Source organism: Nitrosococcus halophilus Nc 4, from assembly GCF_000024725.1.
GTDB classification, from domain to species: Bacteria; Pseudomonadota; Gammaproteobacteria; order Nitrosococcales; family Nitrosococcaceae; genus Nitrosococcus; species Nitrosococcus halophilus.
The window spans coordinates 648,073-674,010 of record NC_013960.1; the positions used below are offsets into that span (position 1 = coordinate 648,073).

A 25,938-nucleotide genomic window follows, 5' to 3' on the forward strand; every position below is an offset into this window, starting at 1 on the left:
GTCTCCCAAAATCGTGGTTTATATTTTTTTATTCCGGAATAAATCAAATAGCGGGCTGAAAGCCCGCTATCGATTGAGTTAATCCCACTTCAAGGCGCCCCCGGTTTGATATTCCGTCACCCGAGTCTCAAAGAAATTCTTTTCTTTTTTGAGGTCCAGGATCTCGGACATCCAGGGAAAGGGATTGCTGGCGCCAGGATACTGTTCCGGCAGTCCGATCTGGGCGCAGCGGCGATTGGCAATGAACTTCAGGTATTCGTCAAACATGGGGGCATTCAGGCCTAGCACGCCACGGGGCATGGTGTCATAAGCGTATTGGGTTTCTAGGCTCACGGCCTCCCGGATCATTTGGATGGTTTCTTGTTTGAAGGAGTCAGTCCACAGATGGGGGTTTTCAATCTTGATCTGATTGATGACATCAATGCCAAAGTTCATATGCATGGACTCATCGCGCATGATGTACTGGAACTGTTCAGCCGTGCCGGTCATTTTGTTGCGGCGGCCCATGGAGAGAATTTGGACGAATCCTACGTAAAAGAAGATGCCTTCGAAGATCACATAAAAGGCGATGAGTTCCCGCAACAGTTTCTGATCATTTTCGTCGGTACCGGTGTGGAATTGGGGATCGGCCAAGTACTGGGTGAAGGGCAGGGCCCATTCGGCTTTACGGGCCACGGCTGGCACTTCCCGGTACATGTTGAAAATTTCCCCTTCGTCCAATCCCAGGGACTCCACGCAGTACTGGTAGGCATGGGTGTGCACCGCTTCCTCGAAAGCCTGACGCAGCAGGTACTGGCGGCATTCGGGATTGGTAATGTGCCGGTAGACGGCCAATACCAGATTGTTAGCGACCAAGGAGTCGGCGGTGACGAAGAAACCGAGATTGCGTTTGATGATGGTGCGTTCATCCTCGGTTAATCCATCGGCGCTTTTCCATAGGGCAATATCCGCGTTCATGTTAATTTCTTGCGGCATCCAGTGGTTAGCGCAGCCGTTGAGGTATTTTTCCCAGGCCCAGTGGTATTTAAAGGGCACCAGCTGGTTCAGATCCGCCCGGCAGTTGATGATCCGTTTATCATCCACCTGAATCCGGGCCGCACCCATTTCAATGTTTTCAATCCCCAGAACGCCCGTGCCGGCTTCGGTCCCAGTGACGGTGGCTGTAGGGGATTCTGGATTGTCCGTCAGCAATGTTTCATTTGAGTTATCTTGTGTCTCCTCCATCTCCTTCCCACCCTCATTGGAGTACGCGCTGATGGGAGGCAATTTTTGAGGTTGGGTTTTTTGACTATCAACGCCTGCAAGTGGGTCGTCCCAATTCAGCATCCTTGATCTCCTCATTATTGACTAAGATTTTTGACTACTCCCAATTCCAATAGCAAGTAGCGTGCGCTGTGCGCACGAAGAGGCTACTGGCAAGCCTCACAATCCGGGTCCAAGATAGAGCAAGCTTGGGGGGCTTCTGATTCCGGTTCCTGGGGGGAGCCGGATTGGACCGCATTGAGGGTGTTGACCTGATCCGAGGTCATGGTGCTTTTCTCCACATGGGTCGCGCCGAGGGAGCGCAGATAATAAGTTGTTTTGAGGCCCCGTACCCAGGCCAGTTTATAGAGATTGTCGAGCTTTTTACCGCTGGGCTCGGCCATATAAAGGTTGAGGCTCTGAGCCTGATCGAGCCACTTTTGGCGACGGGAGGCGGCTTCCACCAGCCAGCGGGGATCGATCTCAAAGGCGGTGGCATAGAGGGTTTTGAGATCTTCCGGTATGCGGTCGATGGGCTGGACGCTGCCGTCAAAGTATTTCAGATCGTTGACCATCACTTCGTCCCATAAATCCCGGGCTTTAAGATCTTGGACCAGGTAGGGGTTGATCACCGTAAATTCGCCCGAGAGGTTGGATTTCACGAACAGATTTTGGTAAGTGGGTTCGATGGATTGGCTGACGCCGCAGATATTGGAAATCGTCGCTGTGGGCGCGATGGCCATGCAGTTGGAGTTACGCATGCCTACGGTTTTAACCTGTTCCCGCAGGCCGTCCCAGTCTAGGGTCTGGGTGCGGTCTTGTTGTAGGTAGCCGCCGCGGCCTTGTTCCAGCAACCCAATGGAATCAATGGGTAAAATCCCTTTGCTCCAGAGGGAACCTTCAAAAGTGCAGTACTTGCCCCGTTCCCCAGCGAGGTTGCTGGAGGCCTTGATGGCATAGTAGCTGATGGCCTCCATGGAACGGTCGGCGAACTCCACGGCGGCTTCCGAGGCATAGGGAAGGCGGAGTTTGTAGAGGGCGTCCTGGAAGCCCATGAGGCCTAGACCTACGGGCCGATGGCGGAGGTTGGAACGCCGCGCCGTGGGCACGCTGTAATAATTATAATCGATGACATTGTCCAACATGCGCATGGCGGTGGTGATGGTTTTCTCCAGCTTGGGAAGATTAAGGCCGTTCTCATCCAGATGTTGGGGGAGATTAATTGACCCCAAGTTGCATACCGCGATCTCATCATCTGAGGTATTCAGGGTGATCTCGGTATTCTTCGTGATCAGCCCGTTGACTGTCCAAGCATGGGTCGTCGAATCAACGGTAAGGCAGTAAGCATCCTCATTTGGCAAGTGTTTTAGCCCTGAAAAAGTGGCCCACAATTTTTGCTGGTAACCTTCTTTATTGATGTTATCCAGGAAGTATCTGGCCGCTTTGGCGGTGTTAGCTTTATGCTCCGCCAAATGCGTTATGTCCTCGGCAATTCGGCAACCTTGAATTGAGGTAATCAACAGGCGATAAAGTGGCTTCACCCAGTATTTGCGCTTTCCACCCCTTCCGTCGGGCAGAAGCTGCTGCCTGTGGCCGCGCATCTGATTGATAGATGTTTTCACACCGAAATTTGCCCATAGAATCTGCAGTTCGCGGATAAATTCTTTATTATGGGAAGCAAACACCATGGAAGTTACTTCACGGGAAGCTTGGATATGTCCATCTGCCTGATAGAGGCCTCGCAGATAGGCTGCGGCAGTCTCTCGATCGCCTTGCCAAACCAATTCAGGGATACGCAGCTTTGTTTCTTTGGTGAAACCATTCTCCTCCAATATCCGCTTGAGTGGCGCTGAACTTAACCGTGCTCTCTTTCGTTCTGTATTCAGGTAAAACGCAGGACTATTGGTGGATGTAGTGCGCAGTACAGCATTACCGTCCAGTAGTGTGTGTGTTTTCTCTTCAATTGGTTTGAGAAAAGTGAAATCCTGGCTCCACACATCAAGATGTACGTTGCAATTACCAAAGGTGCCATCACCGGCAATTAATCCCATCAGGTAGCTTAAATCGGGGTCGTGCTGATGTCCCCAGAGCCCTTCAATCTGTTGTGTAAGTAATTTGTCACCTGGCGCGAGGTGCTGTGCCTCGACCCATCCGCGATCTTTAACCCACACTTTGTGATCGGGAGTGATCTTATGGGTATAACCTTCTTCAGTTTGGATTTCGACCATTGGCGCGTTAGGCCGTGGCAACAACATCTCCGAAGCGTCGTAGATACCGTCTAATCCAACCACTTTGTTCTTGCCCCCCAATCGGTAAAGTTCACCAACGGTCAGCAATCCCCTGTCAGTAACAACACGTTGATCGGCAGCGATACAACACAGATTCGATGAGTGCACCACGCCAGCATGCTGCTGGGGCGAGCGCAGGTTACAGGGGTCCTTGAAAGTGATCCAGGGATGTCCCGTCTCAAACAGCATGGAGAGCATTTTGCGCCACAAATCCACGGCCCGCTGCTTTTTAAAGTTCTTGATTTCGCCGCAGGCCGCTTTTTCCTCGTAGCGAAGATAGGCTTCTTCAAAGGCTTGGCCCACCAGGTCATGGAGATCCGGGGTTTCATCGGGCGAAAAAAGAGTCCATTCCCCGTCTTCGGCAACCCGCTTCATGAACAGGTCCGGCACCCAGTTGGCGGTATTCATATCGTGGGTGCGGCGGCGGTCGTCGCCGGTATTCTTGCGCAGCTCTAGGAATTCTTCGATATCAATATGCCAGGTTTCCAGATAGGCGCAGACCGCGCCCTTCCGCTTCCCGCCATTGTGAACCAGGGCTGCGGTGGTCATGTAACTGGGATCCCCTTCAACTTTGAGGTCGTAGACGAAGGGCAGGGGGTCGATATCACGTACGCTACGGATGCGGGTGAATAAGCAACTCCCGTATTCGATCCAGTTGCGCTTGGTGAGTGCGCGGCAACCGAGGCGTTCCGCAATTTCAGCCACGGCGGGGATGCGTACATCCACTGCTCGGCAGATACCGTCAAAACGGATTTCGCTGCCATCGCTACGCCGCCCCCTGTGATTCTGATAGCGTTCCCGGTATTGGCCAGCGGTAGGCACCCCTAGGCGCAATAGTTGGTAGCGCAGCCCCTCTGCAAGTAAAAATGAGGTGCTGGTAAAGTAAATTTCTTTATTTCGGCTTACGCCGCCGTCGGTTTCCAGCAGCCCCTGTACCAAGGCCAGGGTCTGGCGGCGGGGGAGATGACTGAACCGGCGGTGGATGCGTTTGTTTCCGGTGTGGTCATAAAGGTCGTCGCGGGTAAAGGGAAGGGTGGGCGCGCCAGCACCGACAATGCGACCGGTGGTGGCATTGCGAATGACGCCACGGCCGCTGGCCCAACGAATCTGGACATAGCGGGTGCCACGGTTGATTTCCCAGTAGTGAATTCCGCGCACTTCCAGATAGCGGCGTACGAACTGGAGGTGGTGATCTTGCTGAGGGTTACCGGAAACTCCCCATTCTTCTCCCCTCTTATCGGAATGCCCATCACCAAGCAAGATACCATATAGGTGAGCGTCATCTTCGGTAAAATCAGCGACCGGTACGATCTCCTTCGGTATGACTTGAGCCACATAATCCCCTTTGGACAGCTTTCCGGCTTCGACCCATTCAGGCTGTATTTTGCCGTGGGCAAGCCAGGACAGGGTTCGGTCGTTGGATTGTTCCATGGGGACGCCGCGCAGCGCCCAAAAAGGGTGACCGGCAGTGACCTGGACCGGCTCGATACTGTGCTTGATATGGAGTTCCACCATGGCCTCAGTCTGGTTATAGGCCAACTTGCGGGTGACCTCCCGGTACTCGCCGCATTGACTCAATACCAAATCCCCGGCCTGGATGGCTTTGATGGGGGTTACTCCCTCGGCCGTGTGCACCAGGGTGTCCGGCGCAAAACACTGATTCACCGCCACTGCGGTATCATTGGCCACCTTTAAAAAGGGCACCACGCCTTGGGATTTGCCGTTGGTCCCTTTAATGTGGGCGCCCATTCCCCGAACCCGAGTCCAGTCGTTGCCAAGCCCGCCCGCATATTTGGAAAGCAGGGCATTGTCCTTGATGGCGCTGTAAATGCCATCCAAGTCATCGGCTACCGTGGTCAAATAACAGGAAGAGAGCTGGGGCCGCAGGGAACCTGAGTTGAACAGGGTGGGGGTGCTGCTCATAAAGTCAAAGGAGGATAACAGCTCATAGAACTCAATGGTCCGCTCTTCCCGTTCAACTTCGTTGATTGCCAGACCCATGGCCACCCGCATAAAAAAGGCCTGGGGCAATTCAAAGCGAATTCCCCCTGAGTGGATGAAATAGCGGTCATAGAGGGTCTGCAGACCCAGGTAGGTGAACTCAAAGTCCCGCTCTGGCCGTAAGGCCTGACCTAGACGGGTCAGATCATATTGGGTTAGACGGGGGTCAATCAGTTGTAAATCAGCGCCTTGCTTGATATAGGCGGCAAAGTATTCCGGATAGCGCTCCGCCATTTCCCCTTGAGTGGCATGGGTTTCAGCGCCGTGGATAAAGGAGAGAGCCTCTCGACGCAGGCTGTCCAGCAATAGGCGAGCGGCCACGTAGCTGTAATGGGGTTCTTTCTCGATGAAGGTGCGGGCGCTCATGATAAGCGCCCTTTCCACATCCTGTTCGGCGACCCCGTCAAAGAGGTTACGCAAGGTCTCGTTGAGAATCGTCTGGGGTTGGGTTTCAGGCAATGCCTGGCAAGCTTCCTCTATAATTCGAGTCAGCCGGGCTTTATCCAAGGGTACGACGCGACCATCGGCTAAGGTCATCTGGAGAGGAGGTTCGGCAGCCTTTTTCTTCGTTTTGGCCGCGGCTTGGGCCCTTTCCCGGGTTCTTTCCTCCCGGTATAGCACGTAGGCCCGCGCTATTTTGTGGTATCCCCCCCGCATCAGGGCCAGTTCCACCTGATCCTGAATGTCTTCGATGTGGACGGTGCCGCCCGTTTCCAAACGGCGGGTGCAGGCTTCCACCACTTGGGCCGTTAAGGCCTCTACCGTCTGATGGATGCGTTTGCTCGTGGCGGCACTGCCGCCTTCCACCGCTAGGAAAGCCTTGGTCATGGCGACGGCGATCTTGCTGGGGTCAAAGCCGGTGACTTTGCCGTTACGGCGGATGACTCGATATTGGCCGGGAGCAGTGGCCCTGACGGTAGGGTCTAGGGATTCAGAATCAGGGCTCTGCTCCCGGCCATGTAGCATAGTGGACGATTCTGTTTTCATGGCAGACTGGTAGAATTTTGGGTTATTTTTTAGTCAGTGCAAAACCACAAGAAACTGTGGTCCACTCCCTCTTGAAGCACTATATAGTGTAGTATTATGTACTATAGTAAACCCAATGAGAAGCTGCGGTCGACCCCCTTTTTTAGGGAAGCGCAAGGGGTTATTGAGGGGGCTTTTCGGGGCCCCTTGTGGATAAGTGGCGCAATACCCGATTGGACGGGTATTCCTAGCAAACGCTTAAATTTTGACGGCCATTGGCAAGAAGGAAAGTGAGTGGGTTTTGCAGCAAAAAACGCCGCTCTCTATCCTGTCGTGAGTGAAAAAGGTCGGTGATAATTCCAGGGGATCAGTTTCCCTTTCAGAGGGATTTGACCGCCTCGAGCACTTCCGCCACGTGACCCTCCACCTTCACCTTGCGCCACTCTTTCCGCAGGACTCCTTCTTTGTCAATGAGAAAGGTGCTGCGTTCTATCCCCTTGACATCCTTGCCAAACATTTTCTTAGGTTTGATAACGTCGAACAGTTGGCAAACCGTTTCGTTTTGGTCTGATAGGAGTTCGAAAGGAAAATCTTGTTTTGCCTTGAAGTTTTCGTGGGATTTCAGGGTATCCCGAGAAAGGCCAAGGATGACCGTATCGAGGCGTTCGAATTCTGCATGAAAATCCCGGAAATCTTGTCCTTCCCGGGTACAACCTGGGGTGTCGTCCTTTGGGTAAAAGTAAAGGACCACGTTCCGGCCTTGCAATTGTGATAGCTTCACGGTCTGCCCTGAAGTGGCAGAGAGTTCAAAATCAGGGACTGTTTTTCCTATAGTGATTTCACTCATGGGGAATTTGTCTCGGAAATTAGCGGCCTCGGATAGGTTCTAAGATAGCATCCAAGTTCAAATTATCACACAGTTCCATAAACTGCTCTCTCAGAATCGCGATAGATAAATCAACGGGCAAGTGTATAATGAGGCTTACCGAAAATAAAGGCGCTCCAGTGTGAAGTGCGGGGTAGCGGCGGGTGCTGAGTTCTTCAATGGTAATATTGCGGCTGGCAAAGAAATAGGCAAGTTCATGGACAATGCTGGGTTGGTCCAGGGATATGGCCTCTACGGCGTAGGGCATCAGTTTGTGATTGCTGGGACGGGTTTCGGTGCGTTTGCTGAGAACAGCTAAGTCAAGGCGTTGCTTCAGGGCAGGGAGCATCGCTTCTAGTTTAGCCACTGCGCTCCAGCCGCCAGAGACTATCAGCAACATAGCGAATTCCGCTCCGAGTAGGACCATCCGGCTGTCTTCGATGTGGCAACCGCTATCGAGTATGGCTCCACTTAATTCTTTCAAAAGACCGGGGCGGTCGCGTCCTATCGCCGAGATCACCAAATGTTGCTGCATTGCGTTTTCTGTTTTGCCCATTCAGAGGAATAGGGCAGTTAGCTTAGCCGATTACGCTGCAATCGTCACCGATCCGGCTTGTTTGTCGGTAAAATGCGACAGAGCCTTGTCATTCATAAAGACCGTGCGTACTATGCGCGATTAATCACTTAATTTATGGGAATAGCACTATGTTTCATGGCAGCATGGTTGCTTTGGTTACACCGATGCATCCTGACGGCGCCCTAGACTGGGAGAGTTTACGTCGGTTGGTCGATTTCCATATAGAAAACAGCACTGATGCTATCGTGGCGGTAGGGACCACCGGCGAATCGCCTACCCTGGATGTGAAAGAGCATATCCGCGTTATTCGCGAGGTGGTGGATCAGGCCCATGGGCGCGTGCCGGTAATCGCGGGAACGGGGGCCAATTGTACCCGCGAGGCCGAGGAACTCACCCGTGCAGCTTTAGAAGCCGGTGCCGATGCTTGTTTGTTGGTGGCGCCTTATTACAATAGGCCAACCCAGGAAGGTTTATATCTCCATTTTAAAGCCATTGCCGAGGCCGTTCCTATTCCTCAGATCCTTTACAATGTGCCTAGCCGAACGGCTTGTGATTTGTTGCCGGAAACGGTAGCCCGTTTAGCGGGTATCTCCAATATTATTGGCATCAAGGAAGCCGGGGGAGGGGTTGCCCGAGGGCGGCGGATTCTGGAACTGTGTGGCGAAAAACTTGATCTCTATAGCGGCGACGATGATATCGCCATGGAGTATATGCTAATGGGAGGCCGGGGGACCATTTCAGTCACCGCCAATGTGGCGCCTAAGGTCGTTCATGAGCTGTGTACTGTGGCGCTGCGGCGGGATCGAGAAGCTGCGGAAGCCATCAATGCTGGGCTGGGACCCTTGTACACGGCCCTATTTTCTGAAGCAAATCCAATTCCCGTGAAATGGGCCTTATATGAGATGGGCCTTATTGCTGAAGGCATTCGTTTACCTTTGACTGTTTTGTCTGAACGTTATCGGGAACCGCTACGGCAAGCGTTGCGCCAAGCGCAGGTTCTACAGTGAAGTTATGAATTATCGACTATGTGTCTGAACATATGGAGATGTAACGTTTTTTTGGGCGTGGTCGCTGTGGCGCTTGGGGGTTGCAGTGCCTTTTCCGTGCTCGATGAAGTGGTGCCTGATAATACTAAGGAGTACCGCAAGGCTGAAACCTTACCGCCTTTGGATATTCCCCCTGATCTGAGCGCTGATGCCATTCGTGACGACGTGATGGATGACAGTGGCGGTACGGCGACCTATTTAGAATATCAAGAGCAAGCCCGTAATCCGCTGATGGATATCTATGGGATTGAGGCGGATAGGAAACCCCGCCTGGAAGGGGAGGGGGAGCAGCAGCGGCTGGTGGTGCCGGGAAACCAGGAGCAGGTGTGGGGGCGGGTACGCAACTTTTGGCTTGAAAATGGCCTTGAGATCAAGGCTGAAGATATTCGCATTGGTTTCATGGATGCTACCGGTCCCTCTGAGCAGGACAATTACCGGGTACGGATTGAACGGGGAGAAGTGCCTCAGTCTACTGTTGTTTTTTTAAAGCAGCATACGGCTACTCCCGATCCCAGGCAGGAAGAAACCATACTTCGAAAATTAGCCGAGTATCTAGGAGCCCTGCATGCCCAGGATCTGGCCCGGGCTGAACAGGGCGGTCAGCAAACTGTTTCCAGTCCTAGCCGTGTTAGCATGCTTGATGGGGGCGCGGCCATGCAGATGGCCCAAGATTTTTCTCGCGCCTGGCGTCGGTTGGGATTAGTGCTGGATCGCAAAGGCTTTGCGGTAGAAGATCAGAACCGTTCCCGGGGTATTTATTATATCCGTTACGAGGATCCTTTTAGGCAGCAACAAGAAGAGGATTCGGGGTGGCTCTCCAAGTTGGCTTTTTGGGATACCATGGGAGACCAAGATGAGCAGGGCCGCTATCAGATCAAGTTGATCTCAGACGGCGCAGTCACCCGGGTGATTATCCTGGATGCGGAAGGGCGGCGTGACGAGTCGGAAACGGCCAAGCGCTTATTATCCTTACTAGGCGAGCAGTTGACTGAATAAAAAGGGAAATTCATGTCAGTAGAGAAACAATCTGAACTTTATTCGGGCAAGGCTAAGACGGTTTATAAAACGGATGATCCTGCCCGGTTGATTTTGCATTTTCGTGATGACACTTCAGCCTTTGATGGTCAGAAGATTGAGCAATTCAGCCGCAAGGGAGAAATCAATAACAAGTTTAACGCCTTTATTATGGAAAAGTTGGCGGCGGCGGGTATTCCGACCCATTTTGAGCGTCTTCTGAGCGCGCAAGAATCACTGGTTAAGCATTTGGAGATGTTTCCCGTTGAATGTGTTGTGCGCAATATTTCCACGGGTAGCCTGTGCCGGCGGTTGGGGGTGCAAGAGGGGCTGGATTTAGAGCCTCCCGTGTTTGAATTCTTTCTTAAAAATGATGCGCTCCACGATCCGATGATTAACGAGTATCATATTTGCACCTTCGGTTGGGCCTCTATGGAGCAGGTCGAGCGGATGAAAGAATATACTTTTAAAATCAACGACATTTTAAAGTCATTATTCTTGGGTGCGGGCCTGTTGTTAGTCGATTACAAGCTAGAGTTTGGGGATTACCAGGGTCAGGTCGTGTTAGGTGACGAATTTACCCTCGATGGTTGCCGCCTTTGGGATGTGGAAACTCGGGAGAAATTGGATAAGGACCGATTTCGTCAAGGGCTAGGGGGGGTTGTCGAAGCCTATGAAGAGGTGGCTCGGCGTTTGGGGACGCCCTTGTAGGCGTAGAGCCTGGAAGAGGAGTGTCCTTTTCTGGGAAATATTACCCCTATTCGGCGAGGCGCCAGGCCACCGTTGTCCCTGCCCGCAGGGGGATTAATATTTGGTCGCCAAAAGGGAGTTTCTCGGGTACCCGCCAGGGGGTTTTAAGGAGCGTCACCGTCTCTTGGTTGCGGGGTAGGCCATAAAAATCAGGGCCGTGAAAGCTGGTAAAGGCCTCTAATTTTTCTAAAGCGCCGACCCCTTCGAAAATTTCGGCATAAAGTTCCAGGGCCGCATGGCTACTATAGATCCCTGCACAGCCACAAGCTGTTTCCTTTGCGGTTTTAGCATGGGGCGCGCTATCGGTACCTAGAAAGAATTTGGGATTACCGCTGATGGCTGCGGCGATTAAGGCTTGGCGATGCTTTTCCCGTTTGAGTACCGGCAGGCAATAATGATGAGGTTGAATACCTCCCGTTAACATGGCATTGCGGTTGAGCAACAGGTGGTGGGGGGTGATGGTCGCGGCGATGTTTTTTGGCGCCCCCTTGATAAAATCTACCGCTTCTCCCGTGGTAATATGTTCTAGCACTATCCGTAGGGCAGGGAAGTCACGGAGCAAAGGAATAAGATGGCGTTCGATAAAGACCTGCTCTCGGTCAAAAATATCGACGTTGGGATCAGTGACTTCACCATGAACCAACAAAGGGAGCCCTTGCTCTTGCAAGGCTTCCAATACGGCATAGCGTTGGCGTAAGTTGGTTACTCCGGAATCGGCATTGGTGGTCGCCCCTGCGGGATAGAGCTTAACGGCATAGATGTGGCCACTGTCGCGGGCGCGGGCAATTTCCTCAGGTGTGGTATTATCAGTAAGATAAAGGGTCATTAAGGGCTCAAAAGCGAGACCTTGAGGACGTGCCGCAAGGATACGTTCCCGGTACGCCAGAGCTTGGCCGGTAGAGGTGATAGGTGGCCGCAGGTTAGGCATGATGATGGCCCGGGCGAAACACCGGGCTGTGGCCGGAATGAGATCAGCAAGAACCTTTCCGTCCCGTAAGTGCAGGTGCCAATCGTCAGGTCGAGTTAATTGTAGTGTCATTGTCATCGTTCTAGTATGCCATAACCTTAAGGCTTTAAGGATCGGTTGGGATTCTGTCTTGACCCAAAGCAGGGATCTAGTTACTGTGTTTTGATAGCTTTGTTTAGGTATTACCCAGATAGCGCCTAAAGCCTTGCCCTTTCGGGTGGGGAGATAAGCGCAAACCGCTGGGCTGGCGGGGTTAGCCTGTGGAGCGGTCGGAACGGGGACGCCAGCATTCGCTGGCGTCTAGGGAAGGCGTGATGAAGCAGGAAGGTTTTTGGGGCGACCCAGGAACCCTCGTCCTGGGCGTAGCGAAGGGCGGGGAGTGTCAGCAACGGGTCCTGTTTGCGGGCGAATTAACTTAGTCAATTTAGAGGGGTTTCTGCCGTGGATCTCTTGAGTGGTGCCGAGATCCTTGTCCGGTGTTTGAAAGACGAAGGTGTGGAATACATCTTTGGCTATCCGGGCGGTGCCGTATTACATATTTATGATGCGCTCTATCAGCAAGACCAGGTCAAGCATGTATTAGTGCGCCACGAGCAGGGGGCGACTCATGCCGCTGATGGTTATGCCCGTGCCACGGGCAAAGCCGGTGTGGTGCTGGTCACCTCTGGTCCCGGTGCGACCAATGCGGTAACGGGTATTGCCACTGCCTATATGGATTCCATTCCCATGGTTGTGCTTACCGGCCAAGTGCCACGGGCGGCGATTGGCAGTGACGCTTTCCAGGAAGTGGATTCCGTCGGCATTACGCGCCCCTGTGTCAAGCATAATTTCTTGGTCAAGGACCTTAATGACCTGGCCTTAACGATCAGAAAAGCCTTTTACATTGCAACGACTGGCCGTCCGGGTCCGGTGGTGGTTGATATTCCTAAGGATGTGACGGATCCGAATATCAAGATTCCCTATCATTATCCTGAGCAGCTCACTTTGCGCTCTTATCACCACCCGGTGGCTGTAGAGACTCCGGAGCAAGTCAAAAAGGCTATCGATCTCATCTTATCCGCCCGCCGTCCTATGATTTATACGGGAGGGGGGGTGATTCTGAGCAATGCGGCCGAAGCACTGACGGAATTTGTTCGCTTGCTTGGCTATCCAGTCACCAACACTTTGATGGGATTGGGAGGATATCCCGGTACCGATCCTCAATTTGTGGGCATGTTGGGGATGCACGGGACTTATGAAGCCAATATGGGGATGCACGAATGTGATGTGTTGATCGCCATTGGTGCCCGCTTTGACGACCGGGTAACGGGTAACTTGGAGCAATTTTGTCCTTACGCCAAGATTATCCATGTGGATGTCGACCCTTCCAGTATTTCCAAGAATGTCCAAGTTCATATCCCCATTGTGGGGGATGTGGGGCTGGTGCTGAAGGAGATGATTGCCCACTTAAATAACGCCGATAGGAAGCCCGATCGAGAAGCTTTGGAGAGGTGGTGGTCCCAGATTGAGGAGTGGAAGAGCCACCGTTGTCTGCGCTACCAGCAAAGTGGCGAGCTTATTAAACCTCAGTATATTGTTGAAAAACTTTATGAGGCTACTCGGGGGGAAGCTTATATCACCTCTGACGTCGGTCAACATCAGATGTGGGCGGCTCAGTTCTATAAGTTCGACAAACCGAGGCGTTGGATCAATTCTGGGGGTCTGGGAACCATGGGGTTCGGCTTGCCAGCGGCCATGGGTGTGCAATTGGCTTATCCCGATTCTCCCGTGGTTTGTATTACCGGCGAAGCCAGTATCCAGATGTGTATCCAAGAACTATCCACCTGTATGCAGTACTCCTTGCCTATCAAAATAGTGAATCTTAATAATCGCTATATGGGCATGGTGCGCCAATGGCAGGAGTTTTTCTATGATCGGCGCTACTCCCACTCCTATATGGATGCTTTACCTGATTTTGTGAAGTTAGCCGAGGCCTATGGCCATATAGGGATGCAAATAGAAAAACCGGGTGATGTGGAAGCAGCCTTGAAGGAGGCGTTTGCCCTTCAGGATCGTTTGGTATTTTTGGATTTTATTACTGACCCGACAGAGAATGTGTATCCCATGATTGCTCAAGGTAAAGGGCATCACGAAATGCATTTAGGCCCTGAATGCGCGGTACCCCAATCACTGGAAAGAGAATGGGCCTAGCATGCGTCATATTATTTCTTTACTGATGGAAAATGAATCCGGCGCCTTATCCCGGGTCGCGGGTTTATTTTCTGCCCGCGGCTATAATATCGAATCCCTTACTGTCGCCCCGACGGAAGATCCCTCCCTGTCGCGGATGACATTGGTCACCTCCGGTTCGGATGAGATCATCGAGCAAATATTGAAGCAGCTGAATAAATTGATTGATGTGGTTAAGCTGGAGGATCTGACCCAGGGGGCTCATATTGAGCGGGAGTTAATGCTCATCAAGGTGCAGGCTGCCTCAGGGAGTGAAAGGGATGAGGTTAAACGCCTAAGTGATATTTTCCGTGGCCGTATTATTGATGTTGCTGATAATACCTATACGATTGAACTGACCGGTAGTGGAGATAAGCAGGACGCTTTTATTCAGGCGCTTAAAGAATTTCAGATCTTGGAAACCGTCCGTTCTGGAGCCATGGGAATTGCCCGTGGTGTAAAGGGGCTGCAAGAATAGGTGGACTGTGGCTAGCGGTTGGGTTCCATGCAAAAAGACAGAAGGTCCCTATTTGTTTCCTTCCTTGTTTTCTAAACCACGATTAAGCATTTTGACCCACGCCTGGCTGTGAATTATGTTTGCTAAAGATTAATCGCTGATCGCCACCTGGTTCGAGGGTTTATCCAAATACTGCAAGAAATTATTCCATCCTAGGGGAAATAGCTAGGGTGGAAGAGATGAGCCGGTAACCGTTGCCGCTGACGCGTTCTTGGCTATGAAACTGAATTTAAAGAAGTAACGTTGTTACGAGGAAGTTAATGAATATCTACTATGATAAAGATTGTGATTTATCCTTAATCCAGGGCATGCGGGTGGCCATTATTGGTTATGGCTCCCAAGGACATGCTCATGCTAATAATCTTAAGGACTCGGGTGTGGAGGTGGTAGTGGGCCTGCGTTCCGGTTCGGCCTCCGTCGCCAAAGCCGAAAATGCGGGTTTGACCGTTTTGCCTATTGAGACGGCAATTAAAGAAGCGGATCTGGTGATGGTCTTGGCGCCCGATGAACATCAGTCAAAACTTTATCAGGAAAATATTGAGCCCCACCTGAAGCAAGGCGCTATTCTTGCTTTTGCCCATGGTTTTAATATTCATTTTAGGCAAATTGAGCCGCGGGCTGATCTTGATGTGGTGATGATTGCTCCCAAGGGGCCTGGCCATCTGGTGCGATCCACCTACACCCAAGGGGGGGGAGTGCCCTCTTTGATTGCAGTGCATCAAGATGTTTCTACTAAGGCGAAGGATATCGCTTTATCCTATGCTTCGGCCAATGGGGGGGGACGGGCTGGAATCATTGAAACCACCTTTAGGGATGAGACCGAAACCGACCTCTTTGGCGAGCAGGCTGTTCTTTGTGGGGGAGTAACGGCACTGGTCCAGGCGGGGTTCGAGACTTTGGTGGAAGCCGGGTATGCTCCCGAGATGGCCTATTTCGAATGCCTCCATGAGCTCAAGCTTATCGTCGACCTCATGTATGAAGGTGGCATTGCCAATATGCGTTATTCTATCTCCAACACCGCTGAGTATGGCGATTTTACCCGCGGCCCTCGGGTCATCGGCGATGAGACCCAAGCCGAGATGCGTCGTATTCTGGGTGAGATTCAAAGTGGCGAATTTGCTCGGGAGTTCATTCTGGAGAACCAAGCAGGTGCCCCTACCCTTAAGGCGAAGCGGCGTCTAGGGCAGGAGCATGCTATTGAACAAGTCGGTGAAAGGCTGCGATCCATGATGCCGTGGATCGGGGAATCCCGCATTGTGGACCAGAGCAAAAATTAATTGTAGTGGACTCTGAGCAGAAACCTCTCTTAGCTGCGGGGGCCGGCAATAGCCGGCGCCGCAGGGGGATTTATCTTCTCCCCAACTTGCTGACTACGGCAGGCCTGTTTGCGGGTTTTTATGCCATTGTGGCGGCTATGAATGGCCGTTTTGAGGCAGCGGCGGTCGCTATCTTTGTTGCGATGTTAATGGACGGTGTGGATGGGCGCATTGCCCGTTTGACCAACACCCAGAGCGCTTTCGGAGCAGAGTACGATAGCCTGGCGGATATGGTCTCTTTCGGGTTAGGGCCGGCGCTGGTCATCTATGAATGGACTCTTCACAGCCTCGGCAAACTGGGGTGGTTGGCCGCTTTCCTCTATGCGGCTTGTGCCGCCCTCCGGTTAGCCCGTTTCAATACTCAGGTGGGGATTGCTGACAAGCGTTATTTCCAGGGGTTGGCAAGTCCTTCTGCGGCTGCTTGTTTAGCAGGTTTGGTGTGGTTTGCCGTGGATGCTGGCATTGCTGGTGCGGCTCTCCTGCTTCCTGCTTTCATTCTGACCATCCTAACGGCTGTTTTTATGGTCAGTAATATCCGCTACTATAGTTTCAAGGGCTTGGATAGTCGGGAAAAAGTCCCCTTTGTGGCTATCTTGCTGGTGGTGTTGATTTTTGTTTTGATATCGACCGATCCGCCTAAGGTATTATTTATTGCCTTTCTGCTGTACGCCTTGTCGGGACCCGTGGTGACCTTGGTCCAGATTCGCCAGCACCGGATACAGCGTCGTGCTCCGCTGGGTTCTACTAAAGTAGACGATGACGAAAAATAGGCATTGGCATTTGCCCGTAATCCCGATATAGTAGTGTCATGTCCGCAATGGCACTACTCATTTATCCTTTCAACTACCCCGTCCTGGGGCTTCCTGGCCTATACGTGGCTGCTCTGCCCCTGCTGCTGCCCTGCTAAGGGGCAGAAATACTCAATTCAATAATCAAACTAGCAGTCACGCCGACGGATACTCAAATTCCGGCGGTGTTTCAACTCCGTTGATAATTCTAGCCGTATATAGTGAGTGGAGCAGCCAGTAATGAAAGATAAATTGATCATTTTCGATACTACCTTGCGTGATGGCGAACAAAGCCCCGGTGCTTCCATGACTCGGGAAGAAAAGGTGCGCATCGCTAAAGCCCTGGAACGTATGGGGGTGGATGTTATAGAGGCAGGTTTTCCCGTAGCTAGCCAGGGTGATTTTGAGGCGGTACAGGCGGTGGCCAAGGCGGTGCGGGAGAGCAGGGTGTGTGGTCTAGCGCGGGCTTTAGGGGCGGATATCGATCGGGCCGGCGAGGTTTTGGCAGAGGCTGAAGCGGCCCGGATTCATACTTTTATTGCGACCTCGCCCATCCATATGAAGATGAAGCTTCGGATGGAGCCAGACCAAGTCCTAGAACATGCCGTAAAAGCGGTAAAGCGGGCAAGAAAATATACCGATGATGTGGAGTTTTCCCCGGAAGATGCAGGGCGTTCGGACATCGATTTTCTGTGCCGGGTCTTGGAAGCCGTGATTGCTGCCGGTGCTCGCACTGTTAATATTCCAGACACGGTAGGCTACAATCTCCCGGACCAGTTTGGTCAACTTATTCGTACCCTGCGCGAGCGGGTACCAAACTCAGATCAGGCCGTTTTCTCAGTCCATTGCCATAATGACCTAGGATTGGCGGTGGCCAATTCTTTAGCCGCGGTAATGAATGGCGCTCGCCAGGTAGAATGTACCATCAATGGCCTTGGGGAGCGGGCCGGCAATGCCGCCCTTGAGGAGGTGGTCATGGCTGTTCGAACTCGCCAAGACTTCTTTCCCTGCGATACTAATATCGATACCACCCAGATTGTTCCCACTTCCCGTTTAGTCTCGGGGATTACCGGCTTTTCTGTGCAGCCGAATAAAGCCATCGTGGGGGCTAATGCCTTTGCCCATGAATCCGGCATCCATCAGGATGGCGTGCTCAAGGAACGTCAGACCTATGAGATCATTAGTCCGGAAGATGTGGGCTGGCATGCCAATCGAATGGTCCTTGGCAAGCATTCTGGACGCAATGCGTTCCGGTCTCGTTTGCGAGAACTGGGCATTGAGCTTGAGACGGAAGAGGAATTAAATGCGACTTTTCAGCGTTTCAAGGAGTTGGCGGATAAAAAGCATGAAATTTACGATGATGATCTCCAAGCGCTGGTCACCGATGCTAATTTGGCTGCTGAAAATGAGCGTTTCAAACTTTTATGGCTCAAGGTGGCCTCTGAAACAGGAGAAATCGCTACGGCTGCTGTCACTCTAAGCGTGGATAGTATAGAGCAGCAGGCGACTGCTCTGGGTAGTGGGCCAGTGGATGCTGCTTATAAAGCTATCGATTCTATTCTCCAGAGCAATACGGAATTACTGCTTTACTCGGTGAATAGTATTACCGGTGGTACCGATGCCCAGGGAGAGGTGACCGTTCGGCTGAAGAGAAATGGGCGTATTGCCAATGGGCAAGGGGCGGATACTGACATCGTGGTGGCCTCGGCCAAAGCGTATGTCAATGCCCTCAATAAAATCCTGTACCCGGTAGAGCGCGCTTACCCTCAGGTTTGAGGCCGCTATGGACTCACACCATCTGCGCTATCTGGGGGCGATGGGAATCCAAGTTTGGCGGCAGCGCCAATCCGCAAATGCCGACAGGGCACCCGCCGTGGAAGTTGGCGGGGTGCCCTTGGGGGAGAATATGCCCACTGAAGTGGCACCCGGATGGGAGGAACTTGCCGCTCGCGTTGCGGGCTGTACGGCCTGCTCGTTGCACTGTAGCCGGACTCAAACGGTATTTGGGGTGGGGGATCGGGAGGCTAAATGGCTGATTGTGGGGGAAGCGCCAGGGGCGGATGAAGATCGCCAGGGAGAGCCGTTTGTGGGGCGCGCGGGGCAATTGCTCAATGCCATGCTAGAGGCGCTAGGCCTCCAGCGGGGGCAGGTCTATATTGCCAATATCCTCAAGTGCCGCCCGCCCAAAAATCGGGATCCATTACCGGAAGAGGTCGCCAGTTGTGAACCCTACCTGCGGCACCAGATGGCCTTGTTACAGCCCCGCATTATCCTCGCGGTAGGCCGAGTGGCGGGGCAAAATCTTCTCAAGACTTCGGCACCCTTGGGGCGCCTGCGCGGAATCGTGCACAAATATCCAGACACCACAATTCCTTTGGTTGTGACCTATCATCCTGCTTATCTGCTGCGTTCGCCCCGGGAAAAACGGCGGGCTTGGCAGGATCTGCGGTTGGCGCTTAAAGTGTACCGGGAACTTTGATAATGCCTTTAGGTGTTATCAAATATTATCAAAGGTAGAAAAGGGTGGCGAATTTGTTGCAAAAGTTACTAAGTAGACTACGGGGATTTGCGCCCCGGCGTATGAGGGATGCCGATGTGAAGGTGGTCGGGGCGATTGAGCGGGCGGCTTGTGCTTTTCCCTGGACCGAGGGGACCTTTACTGATTGCCTACAGGCCGGCTATGACGCTTGGGTCTATGAACGGGGAGGCAAGATTTATGGTTATGGGGTTGTCGCGGTGAAGGCTGGTGAGGCCCATGTATTGAATATTTGTGTTCATCCTGATCATCAGCATCAAGGCTGTGGCCGATATATCTTACGCCACCTCTTAAAGGTTTCCAGGGAGCGGGGCGCGAATACGGTCTTCCTGGAGGTGCGTCCTTCCAATTACCCGGCGCTAAGCCTTTACCATAAATTTGGCTTTAATGAGATCGGTACCCGCAAAGGTTATTATCCAGCCCATAAGGGGCGCGAAGATGCGCTTTTGCTGGCCTTGCAACTGGCCGACTAGTTTTCATTTCCTTCGATCCTTGGCAGGGGAATAGTCCATGGAACTCTTTGAGCAGTTGGGGTTGGCCCTGGCATTGGGATTGCTGGTGGGGTTGGAGCGGGGGTGGCAGGAACGCCATGCGGAAGAGGGGACCCGAATCGCTGGGCTCCGCACCTTTGGATTAATTAGCCTGCTGGGGGGGTTGTGTGCCCTTTTAGCTGAGCAAGTAGGGTCTATTTTGCTGGGGTTTACCTTTTTAGCCTTTGCTTTATTAGTGTTTGTTTCCTACTTTGACAGTGTCAGGCGAAGCGGGGATCGGGGGATGACCACAGTGGTGGCCACTTTGGTGACCTTCGCCCTAGGCGCCTTGACTGTGATGGGCTATGAGACCGTCGCGGCAGCAGTGGCTGTAGTGGTCACTATACTCTTAGGCCTTAAGCCCGTTTTGCATGGTTGGGTAGCGCGGCTGCGCCAGGAAGAACTGTATGCCGTTTATAAACTTTTGTTGATCTCTGTGGTGTTGTTGCCGGTATTGCCCAATCAAGGATTTGGCCCTTGGCAAACCCTCAATCCTTATGAAATTTGGTGGATGGTGGTTTTGATTGCCGGCGTTTCTTTTATCGGTTACTTTGCTGTCCGCATTGGGGGAGCCGGCCGGGGGGTACTGGTGACTGCCTTGTCTGCCGGGTTGGTTTCTTCCACTGCTTTGACCTTGAACTTTTCCCGGGTCGCTCGCGCAAATCCCCAGGGCCAGCGTTTACTGGGGGCGGGGATCGCGTTTGCCGCCGCGACCATGTTTCCGCGGCTCCTGCTGGTGGTGGGCATTATCTACCCCCCGGTGGTCTTTTACTTACTCTTCCCTGTTGGCTTGATGGGGGCCATCGTCTTTGGAGGGGGATATTGGCTTTGGCGGGGCGCTAAACGCCAGACGACTCCCCATGTTACATTGGAAAATCCCTGTGATTTGGGGATGGCGGTGAAATTTGGTGGTTTGTTGGCCTTGGTGATGTTGGCTTCACGGGCCTTGAAGGAATGGTTTGGAGATATTGGACTGTATGTGGTGGCTGGAATCTCAGGTATCAGTGATGTGGATGCGATATCCTTGACCTTGGCCCGAATGGCTCAAGATGAGGCCGAGGCCCTAACGGTTGCCGCCATAGGAATTTTCTTGGCCGCCATGGTGAACACCTTGGTGAAAGGTGGGCTTGCTTGGGGGATAGGAGGGGCTCGTTTTGGGTTGCCTATTTTGGGGATTTTTTTGCTCTCAGTGGTGATGGGAGGCAGCAGCCTGTTGCTTTGGGGTGGCAATATCCCTGGGCTAGAGCAAGTCTAATACCCCCGCAGCTCGAAATAAGATAACCAATGTTTTGGCATCTTTAATCTGCCCGCTATAGGCCCACTTTAGGGCCTGAGTAAGGGGAAGCCAATGAACTTCCAGATACTCCTCAGGCTGAGGGGCGGAAGAGGTGAAAGTCAACTGTTGAGCGAGATAAAGGTGCAAGATCTCATCGCAAAAGCCTGGGGTGCTATAAATAGCGCCGAGTTCGCGCCAATGACTGGCTAGGACCCCGGCTTCTTCTTCAAGTTCCCGCTGGGCGGCGGTGAATGGAGCTTCGCCAGGGTCCAGCTTACCTGCAGGGACTTCCCAGATAAAACCGCCGGCGGCATGTCGATATTGGCGGAGAAGGCAGATTTGATGTTTGTCATCGATAGCCGCCACTACCGCGCCACCGGGGTGGCGGACGATCTCCAAGCTGATTTGCCGGCCATTGGGTAATGTGACCTTCTCAAGGCCAAGATCGACAATACGACCATGGTAGAGGGGGGTACGTTGGTTGGGCACGGGGTTAAATTCCTATGGAGTTCCATCTAAATGGGAACCGCTATAAATTCTCCAAAATCAGGGTAGTCTGAATATTAACCTGGATACCATTACCGAATCGACAACTTATGACCGATTTGACGACCTATCTGGCTTTGGGAGCCCTAGTGGGGACCTTGGCGGGTTTGCTTGGAATCGGGGGCGGATTGGTGATTGTGGCCGTCCTAGTACATGTGTTCTCGGCCCAGGGGATTAGCGACGAGCTTAGTATGCACATGGCTATTGGCACCTCCCAGGCCACTATTGTGCTTACCTCAATGGCTGCGATCTGGGCTCATCATCGGCGGGAGGGTGTGCTGTGGCTCATCATGGCAGCAATGGCGCCGGGGATTATGCTAGGCGCACTGTTGGGTGCAGTCATTGCGGATGCCCTTTCTGGGCAAGTCCTTAAAGGGTTATTCGGTGGTTTTGCTCTGTTAATTGCGTGGCAAATGGGGATTGGATTTCGCCTAACAGCAGCCCATCCCCTACCGCAACGTTGGATTCTGGCATTAGTCGGTGTGGCCATCGGGGGAGTCTCCGCACTCTTTGGAATTGGGGGGGGGAGTTTTACGGTACCCTATCTTTCTTGGCATGGCATTCCCATGCGGAATGCGGTGGGGACGGCAAGTGCTTGTGGTTTTCCCCTCGCCATCGGTGGCACTTGCGGGTTCGTCTGGATGGGATGGGATAAGTTAGGGTTGCCTGCTTGGAGCAGTGGTTATGTCTATTGGCCAGCCGCTGTGGGTATCGTGGCGACTAGTATGTTATTTGCCCCCCTAGGGGCAAGGCTTGCCCATAGGTTGGCTTCGATAACTTTAAAGAGGGTGTTTGCCATTTTTCTTGGATACCTAGGCCTAAATATGTTGCTTGAGCTGATGGGAGCCACTTTTTTGCTCAGTGGGCGGTGAAATTGGGGAAGTCTCGCGACCTTTCCCATCCTGTTGAGTGGAAATCGGGGCGAGGTTATGCAAGAACTGCTGGGTAATGGCAGGCCAGGTGAACTTTTCTGCATAGGCCCTGCACCGGTGAGGATCTAGAGACAGGGCAGACAGGGCGGCGGCGGCTAGATCTTCGTTGAGATAGCCGGTCTCGCCGTTGATAACGACATCAATGGGGCCGGGAACGGGGTAGGCTGCCACGGGAACGCCGCAGGCCATGGCTTCCAGCATGACCAGGCCGAAAGTGTCAGTATGGCTGGGAAAGACAAGAACATCGGCAGCGGCAAAATGGGAAGCGAGTTCTTCTCCTTTTTTGACCCCTGTGAACACCACTTCTGGATATTCTTTACTGAGCTTATCGAGTTGGGGGCCATCCCCTACCACGATTTTGGTTCCTGGTAGTTGCAATCTTAAAAAGGCACGGATGTTTTTCTCTACCGCGACCCGCCCCACATACATAAAGAGGGGGCGGGGTTGTTTGAGAAAGTTTTTATCCCGGGGGTAAAACAAGTGGGTATCAACAGCCCGTGGCCATAGCACTAGGTTTTTGAATCCTTTGGATGAAAGCTCTTTTTGGAGGGAATGAGTGGCGACCATTGTGCGGGCGCTAGCCCCATGAAACCAACGTAGATAACGGTAACCTACCCCTAGGGGAAGACCGGTGCGTAATTTAATATATTCTGGAAAGCGAGTGTGGAAGGAGGTGGTAAAGGGGTGACCATGGCGGAGGCACCATTTTCGGGCTGCTAAGCCTAAAGGGCCTTCGGTGGCAATATGGATGGCTTGCGGTTGCAGTTCTTCAATTAAATGGGACAGTTTGCTGTTTGTATTGAGGGCTAAAGAGATTTCAGGATAGGTGGGGCAGGGGATGGTTCGGAATCGATCGGGACCGATGACAAATGTGGGGTGTCCTGCCTTTTCAAGTTCGTTTTGTGTTCGGGAAAGAGTGGTGACCACCCCATTAGTTTGGGGGCGCCAAGCGTCGCTTACAATTAGTATCCGCACCGAGATCCTCGCTCACTAGAAAAATAATCTCGGTTCCGACTTTAGGGGAAAAGTGTGACTAGGCGGTTAATTTTTGATGAATTTTTTGTGATCAACCCAGGCAAAAGCGGTTCTGTCCCTGAGAAGCGCCCTTGGTTATAAAACCACTGTTTGGTAGATTATATTTTTGTGAGGTATTTAGCTTTATTTGTTGGTTTAAAGCGTACTTAAGCAGGATCTCACAAGGGCGAACCAAGAATGGCTGCAAATCACCGGGATGGGTATTCATTGTGGGGTAAGGCTTGGCTTGTCCATGCGAGCAGGCGGTTGACAGTGTATTTGTCAGTCGCAACCTTCAATTGCTCTGGTGCAGTATGTGCGCTAGTTCCTTCAAGCAACACGCGACCGTTTTCCCCCTCCCCTTCGGTTTTTTAGAGACTATACTGAGGGTACAGGCTCCCGCTTTCGTGCGAGGGGATCTTTCACGATTGCTGATGTTCTCGAAAAAGAGTTTAGAACAGCAATCGTACCTTGAAACTCAAAAACAACTCCTTGATTTGTCAAGTTCTTTAGCATTTTTGCGGGCGGAGACTTGGAACTCTGGGGGGGACTATTGTGTCTTTACTTTAGCGGTTGTTGTGGTGCCCTAATTGGTATTTCCGGCGAGGAGGTGCAGTGTGGTCGATACAAAAAACGGATTTACTGAGATTATTAAAAAAGACCGAGCAAAGCGTGAACGTCAGGAATGGCGTGGGACGTTTATTGATTATTTAGAAAAAGTCAAAAAGGACCCTAATATTGCGAGGTTAGCCCATTCTCGGGTTTATGACATGGTCATGCGGGAAGGGGCGGAGGACATCCATGCTTCGGGTGATCCTCATGTCAAACGCCTCTATGGCGATGAGCCAGTGAAAGTGTATGAGTTTTTCAAGGACGAGTTCTTTGGTATCGAGCGGACCTTAGCTCAACTGGTACGTTATTTCCATTCTGCGTCCCTGCATGGGGAGGAAAGTCGTCAGGTGCTCTATCTGATGGGGCCTGTGGGAGCCGGCAAGAGCTCTCTTATCGAGCATTTGCACCGGGGGCTGGAGAATGCAGAGCCTATTTATGCTATCGAAGGCTGCCCGATGCGCGAAGAACCCTTGCATCTTCTACCGCGCCATTTACGGAAGGAATTTGAGAAGATGCTTGATGCGCATATCGAGGGGGATTTGTGCCCCGTATGCCGCTTTCGTCTCAAGGAAGAGTTTGATGGCCGTTATGAAGACGTGCCGGTCATCACCGCAGATTTTTCCAAACGAGATCGCCGAGGTATTGGGGTGGTCCCGCCAGTAGATCCTAATAACCAGGATACCTCAGTGCTCATTGGATCAGAAGATATCTCCAAACTAGATGTCTACTCCGAAGGCGATCCTCGGGTATTAGACTTAAATGGGGCTTTCAATGTGGGCAACCGGGGTATGGTGGAATTCATTGAGGTCTTTAAAAACGAGACTGAGTATTTGCATTCTATGATTACGGCTACCCAGGAGAAGTTTGTCCCGGCCCCTGGTCGCCACGGTACCGTCTATGTGGATACCTGTATCGTTGCCCATTCCAATGAAGCCGAGTGGCAGAAATTCAAAGCCGACCATACCAACGAGGCCATTCTCGACCGGATTGTAGTCATTAAGGTTCCTTATAACCTGCGCTTGACAGAGGAAATCAAGATCTATGAGAAGCTTTTGCGCCATTCTGATTTCCGGGCCCATATTGCTCCTCATACGCTCGAATTGGCTTCCATGTTTGCTATTCTTTCCCGATTGGAGCCCACCCCTAAATGTGACTTGATGACCAAACTGCGGCTCTATAATGGCGAGGAGGTTGTAGAGAAAGGAACTACCCTCAAGATCAATGCCAAGGAACTCCAGGAGGCTGCTTCCCGGGAAGGAATGTTTGGCATTTCAACCCGCTTCATTATGAAGGCCCTGGATAATGCGTTGGCGGATAGCGAAGAGGGGATTAACCCCATCAACGTCCGTGAAGCCTTGATCGCAATGGTCAAACAATCGGATCTGGCGGACGATATGCGGAAGCACTATCTGGAATTGCTCCAGGATACCTTACATAAGGTCTATCTTGAGATTCTGGAAAAGGAAATTACTAAAGCTTTTGTCTACTCCTATGAAGAACAAGCAGAGACCTTATTCCAGAATTACTTGGATCATGCTGAGGCTTATGTGAATAAGACCCGGGTTAAGGATCGGGATACGCGGGAAGAATTACAGCCTGACGAGAATTTCCTCAAGTCAGTAGAGGAGCAGATCGCCATTGTGGGCAGTGCTGCCGAAGGTTTTCGGCAGGAAGTGATCGCCTTTCTCTGGGCGGCTACCCGCCGGGGTGAAAAGATAAGTTATCAGTCATACGAGCCGTTGAAGGAGGCCATTGAGAAAAAACTGACCAGTTCGGTGCGGGATTTAAGCCGTATTATCACCAAATCCCGGACCCGGGATGAGGAGCAAACCAAGAAATATGATGATTTGCTCAAAAACCTCCTTGAACGGGGCTACAACGAATACTCGGCAGAGGTGGTGCTGAAATATGCCGCCAACAACCTGTGGAAGGATTAAGGGGGGAGAT

General features: G+C 52.2%; 20 protein-coding genes. 13 read left to right on the forward strand and 7 right to left on the reverse strand.

The window, feature by feature from the left end:
• Nucleotides 1-78: 78 nt before the first annotated feature.
• From NHAL_RS03170 to NHAL_RS03185, 4 genes are all read right to left on the reverse strand, one after another.
• Nucleotides 79-1,326 (reverse strand): ribonucleotide-diphosphate reductase subunit beta, encoded by a 1,248-nt coding sequence (locus NHAL_RS03170; RefSeq protein ID WP_013031720.1) that lies wholly within the window; start codon nucleotides 1,324-1,326, stop codon nucleotides 79-81.
• 83 nt (nucleotides 1,327-1,409) lie between these two features.
• The gene (locus NHAL_RS19610; protein WP_083761354.1) at nucleotides 1,410-6,518 is read right to left on the reverse strand and encodes a ribonucleoside-diphosphate reductase subunit alpha; all 5,109 of its coding nucleotides are present in this window, start codon (nucleotides 6,516-6,518) and stop codon (nucleotides 1,410-1,412) included.
• Nucleotides 6,519-6,876: 358 nt separating this feature from the next.
• A complete protein-coding gene (locus NHAL_RS03180; protein WP_013031723.1) occupies nucleotides 6,877-7,344 on the reverse strand; it encodes a peroxiredoxin in 468 nt (155 codons plus the stop codon).
• A 19-nt stretch (nucleotides 7,345-7,363) separates the two neighbouring features.
• Complete coding sequence (locus tag NHAL_RS03185) at nucleotides 7,364-7,897, reverse strand: glycine cleavage system transcriptional repressor (protein ID WP_041354605.1); 534 nt, start codon at nucleotides 7,895-7,897, stop codon at nucleotides 7,364-7,366.
• A 170-nt stretch (nucleotides 7,898-8,067) separates the two neighbouring features.
• Between NHAL_RS03185 and dapA the strand changes: the two genes are divergently transcribed.
• The 3 genes from dapA to purC are packed head-to-tail and all read left to right on the forward strand — an operon-like array spanning nucleotide 8,068 to nucleotide 10,710.
• A complete protein-coding gene (gene dapA / locus NHAL_RS03190) occupies nucleotides 8,068-8,946 on the forward strand; it encodes a 4-hydroxy-tetrahydrodipicolinate synthase (protein WP_013031725.1) in 879 nt (292 codons plus the stop codon).
• A 57-nt stretch (nucleotides 8,947-9,003) separates the two neighbouring features.
• Nucleotides 9,004-9,981 (forward strand): outer membrane protein assembly factor BamC, encoded by a 978-nt coding sequence (gene bamC, locus NHAL_RS03195; RefSeq protein ID WP_238985491.1) that lies wholly within the window; start codon nucleotides 9,004-9,006, stop codon nucleotides 9,979-9,981.
• 12 nt (nucleotides 9,982-9,993) lie between these two features.
• Entirely contained in the window at nucleotides 9,994-10,710 is a 717-nt protein-coding gene (gene purC, locus NHAL_RS03200) for a phosphoribosylaminoimidazolesuccinocarboxamide synthase (protein WP_013031727.1), read from the forward strand.
• 46 nt (nucleotides 10,711-10,756) lie between these two features.
• Here purC and pyrC read toward each other — a convergent pair whose 3' ends face one another.
• Nucleotides 10,757-11,794 (reverse strand): dihydroorotase, encoded by a 1,038-nt coding sequence (pyrC, locus tag NHAL_RS03205; RefSeq protein WP_041354607.1) that lies wholly within the window; start codon nucleotides 11,792-11,794, stop codon nucleotides 10,757-10,759.
• A gap of 363 nt (nucleotides 11,795-12,157) precedes the next feature.
• Between pyrC and NHAL_RS03210 the strand changes: the two genes are divergently transcribed.
• From NHAL_RS03210 to NHAL_RS03245, 8 genes are all read left to right on the forward strand, one after another.
• Entirely contained in the window at nucleotides 12,158-13,906 is a 1,749-nt protein-coding gene (locus tag NHAL_RS03210; RefSeq protein ID WP_013031729.1) for an acetolactate synthase 3 large subunit, read from the forward strand.
• 1 nt (nucleotide 13,907) lies between these two features.
• On the forward strand, nucleotides 13,908-14,402 hold the full coding sequence (gene ilvN, locus NHAL_RS03215) for an acetolactate synthase small subunit (protein ID WP_013031730.1): 495 nt from the start codon (nucleotides 13,908-13,910) through the stop codon (nucleotides 14,400-14,402).
• Between the two features lie 299 nt (nucleotides 14,403-14,701).
• Nucleotides 14,702-15,718, forward strand: a complete 1,017-nt coding sequence (gene ilvC, locus NHAL_RS03220) for a ketol-acid reductoisomerase (RefSeq protein WP_013031731.1) — start codon at nucleotides 14,702-14,704, stop codon at nucleotides 15,716-15,718.
• Between the two features lie 5 nt (nucleotides 15,719-15,723).
• Entirely contained in the window at nucleotides 15,724-16,527 is an 804-nt protein-coding gene (gene pssA, locus NHAL_RS03225; protein WP_013031732.1) for a CDP-diacylglycerol--serine O-phosphatidyltransferase, read from the forward strand.
• A 258-nt stretch (nucleotides 16,528-16,785) separates the two neighbouring features.
• Nucleotides 16,786-18,321: a 2-isopropylmalate synthase gene (locus NHAL_RS03230; RefSeq protein WP_013031733.1), complete on the forward strand. Its 1,536-nt coding sequence runs from the start codon at nucleotides 16,786-16,788 to the stop codon at nucleotides 18,319-18,321.
• A gap of 7 nt (nucleotides 18,322-18,328) precedes the next feature.
• Nucleotides 18,329-19,024, forward strand: a complete 696-nt coding sequence (locus NHAL_RS03235) for a uracil-DNA glycosylase (RefSeq protein WP_013031734.1) — start codon at nucleotides 18,329-18,331, stop codon at nucleotides 19,022-19,024.
• A gap of 101 nt (nucleotides 19,025-19,125) precedes the next feature.
• Nucleotides 19,126-19,554, forward strand: a complete 429-nt coding sequence (gene rimI, locus NHAL_RS03240; RefSeq protein WP_041354609.1) for a ribosomal protein S18-alanine N-acetyltransferase — start codon at nucleotides 19,126-19,128, stop codon at nucleotides 19,552-19,554.
• A 37-nt stretch (nucleotides 19,555-19,591) separates the two neighbouring features.
• The gene (locus tag NHAL_RS03245; protein ID WP_013031736.1) at nucleotides 19,592-20,866 is read left to right on the forward strand and encodes an MgtC/SapB family protein; all 1,275 of its coding nucleotides are present in this window, start codon (nucleotides 19,592-19,594) and stop codon (nucleotides 20,864-20,866) included.
• Here the strand turns inward: NHAL_RS03245 and NHAL_RS03250 are convergent.
• Entirely contained in the window at nucleotides 20,852-21,376 is a 525-nt protein-coding gene (locus NHAL_RS03250; RefSeq protein WP_013031737.1) for an NUDIX hydrolase, read from the reverse strand. The two genes, NHAL_RS03245 and NHAL_RS03250, sit on opposite strands and share 15 nt — an antisense overlap.
• Before the next feature lie 107 nt (nucleotides 21,377-21,483).
• Between NHAL_RS03250 and NHAL_RS03255 the strand changes: the two genes are divergently transcribed.
• Nucleotides 21,484-22,305, forward strand: a complete 822-nt coding sequence (locus NHAL_RS03255; RefSeq protein ID WP_013031738.1) for a sulfite exporter TauE/SafE family protein — start codon at nucleotides 21,484-21,486, stop codon at nucleotides 22,303-22,305.
• On the opposite strand, the gene NHAL_RS03260 is transcribed toward NHAL_RS03255, so the two are convergent.
• Entirely contained in the window at nucleotides 22,252-23,340 is a 1,089-nt protein-coding gene (locus NHAL_RS03260; RefSeq protein ID WP_013031739.1) for a glycosyltransferase family 4 protein, read from the reverse strand. The two genes, NHAL_RS03255 and NHAL_RS03260, sit on opposite strands and share 54 nt — an antisense overlap.
• A gap of 656 nt (nucleotides 23,341-23,996) precedes the next feature.
• On the opposite strand from NHAL_RS03260, the gene NHAL_RS03265 reads away from it, so the two are divergent.
• On the forward strand, nucleotides 23,997-25,928 hold the full coding sequence (locus tag NHAL_RS03265) for a serine protein kinase (protein ID WP_013031741.1): 1,932 nt from the start codon (nucleotides 23,997-23,999) through the stop codon (nucleotides 25,926-25,928).
• Nucleotides 25,929-25,938 lie beyond the last annotated feature (10 nt).

What these genes read in the sequence shown, in the direction of transcription:
- rimI (WP_041354609.1), top strand. Translation starts at nt 19,126, where the DNA reads ATGAGGGATGCCGATGTGAAGGTGGTCGGGGCGATTGAGCGGGCGGCT.
- NHAL_RS19610 (WP_083761354.1), bottom strand. Translation starts at nt 6,518, where the DNA reads ATGAAAACAGAATCGTCCACTATGCTACATGGCCGGGAGCAGAGCCCT.
- ilvN (WP_013031730.1), top strand. Translation starts at nt 13,908, where the DNA reads ATGCGTCATATTATTTCTTTACTGATGGAAAATGAATCCGGCGCCTTA.
- purC (WP_013031727.1), top strand. Translation starts at nt 9,994, where the DNA reads ATGTCAGTAGAGAAACAATCTGAACTTTATTCGGGCAAGGCTAAGACG.
- NHAL_RS03180 (WP_013031723.1), bottom strand. Translation starts at nt 7,344, where the DNA reads ATGAGTGAAATCACTATAGGAAAAACAGTCCCTGATTTTGAACTCTCT.
- ilvC (WP_013031731.1), top strand. Translation starts at nt 14,702, where the DNA reads ATGAATATCTACTATGATAAAGATTGTGATTTATCCTTAATCCAGGGC.
- NHAL_RS03170 (WP_013031720.1), bottom strand. Translation starts at nt 1,326, where the DNA reads ATGCTGAATTGGGACGACCCACTTGCAGGCGTTGATAGTCAAAAAACC.
- NHAL_RS03235 (WP_013031734.1), top strand. Translation starts at nt 18,329, where the DNA reads ATGGACTCACACCATCTGCGCTATCTGGGGGCGATGGGAATCCAAGTT.
- NHAL_RS03230 (WP_013031733.1), top strand. Translation starts at nt 16,786, where the DNA reads ATGAAAGATAAATTGATCATTTTCGATACTACCTTGCGTGATGGCGAA.
- pyrC (WP_041354607.1), bottom strand. Translation starts at nt 11,794, where the DNA reads ATGACAATGACACTACAATTAACTCGACCTGACGATTGGCACCTGCAC.
- NHAL_RS03185 (WP_041354605.1), bottom strand. Translation starts at nt 7,897, where the DNA reads ATGCAGCAACATTTGGTGATCTCGGCGATAGGACGCGACCGCCCCGGT.
- NHAL_RS03245 (WP_013031736.1), top strand. Translation starts at nt 19,592, where the DNA reads ATGGAACTCTTTGAGCAGTTGGGGTTGGCCCTGGCATTGGGATTGCTG.
- dapA (WP_013031725.1), top strand. Translation starts at nt 8,068, where the DNA reads ATGTTTCATGGCAGCATGGTTGCTTTGGTTACACCGATGCATCCTGAC.
- NHAL_RS03255 (WP_013031738.1), top strand. Translation starts at nt 21,484, where the DNA reads ATGACCGATTTGACGACCTATCTGGCTTTGGGAGCCCTAGTGGGGACC.